The sequence below is a fragment of the Fimbriimonadaceae bacterium genome (assembly GCA_019638775.1).
In the GTDB taxonomy this organism is placed as follows: Bacteria; Armatimonadota; Fimbriimonadia; order Fimbriimonadales; family Fimbriimonadaceae; genus JAHBTD01.
The window spans coordinates 1-1,137 of the sequence record JAHBTD010000116.1; the positions used below are offsets into that span (position 1 = coordinate 1).

The 1,137-nt window shown below is 60.1% G+C and carries 1 protein-coding gene; it reads left to right on the plus strand.

The window, feature by feature from the left end; all coding sequences use genetic code 11:
* On the plus strand, positions 1–1,120 hold a 1,120-nt coding region (gene ftsA, locus KF784_20350; protein MBX3121408.1), incomplete at its 5' end, for a cell division protein FtsA.
* Between the last annotated feature and the right edge of the window lie 17 nt (positions 1,121–1,137).

Consider the following 1,137-nt stretch of genomic DNA (forward strand, 5'->3'; position numbering starts at 1 on the left):
CCCTTCGCGTGGGCTTCGCAAGGGCGTCGTCGTCAACATCGAAAGCACCGTCGAGTCGATCAAGAAAGCGGTCGAAGAGGCGGAACTCATGGCGGCCGTGCAGATCAATTCGGTCTATACAGGCATCGCCGGCAGCCACATTTCAGGAGAAAATCTCAAAGGCGTGGTGGCACTCAAGAAGCAGGAAGTGACCCGCGACGACATCAGTCGCGCCGTGGAGAGCGCCCGTACGCTGGCCGTCATTCCCCATGAACGGCGCATTTTGCACGTCCTCCCACGCGAATTCATGGTCGACGATCAGGAAGGGGTCCGCGAGCCGCTGGGGATGTCGGGCAACCGGCTGGAGGTCAATGTTCATGTGATTACGGGGGCCGTGACCTCGGCGCAAAACATTATCAAGAGCGTGAATCGTGCGGGCCTCGATGTGGTGGACATCATTCTTCAGCCGCTTGCGTCGAGCGAAGCCGTCTTGAGCGCAGAAGAGCGCGAACTGGGCGTGGCGATGGTGGATCTGGGCGGTGGGACGACCGATCTCGCGATTTTCCTCGACGGCAGCATCAGGCATACGGCCGTGCTTCCGATCGGCGGGCAGAATCTGACGAAGGATTTGGCCATCGGGCTGTTGACCTCTCAAACCGACGCCGAAAAAATCAAAGTGCAACATGGCATTGCCCGCACCGAACTGGTGCACGGCCATCAGATGGTGGAAGTGCCCTCGGTCGGCGACCGTCCGCCGCGGCAATTTACGCGCCGCGACATCGCAGAAATTCTGGAACCGCGTGTTGAAGAAATGTTCGATCTGGTCAAGCGCGAAATCGTGCGAGCCGGATATGAAGGTATGCTCGGCGCAGGCGTCGTGATTACGGGCGGAACCTCGCTGCTGGAAGGCATGCCGGATGCGGCGGAACGCGGGTTGAATCTGCCGGCTCGGCGCGGCTCGCCGACAGGCATCGGCGGGTTACGGGATATCGTCAGCAACCCGATGCATGCAACCGGGGTCGGGCTGTTACTCCACGCGCGTCAACATGCCGACAATTTGGAGGCTGCCGGCATGCGTCATGGCAAAGGGCTCGGGAAAGTGTTCGATCGCATGCGATCGTGGATGTTCGAATTCTTCTAATTTTCGCGGTCGGCGTT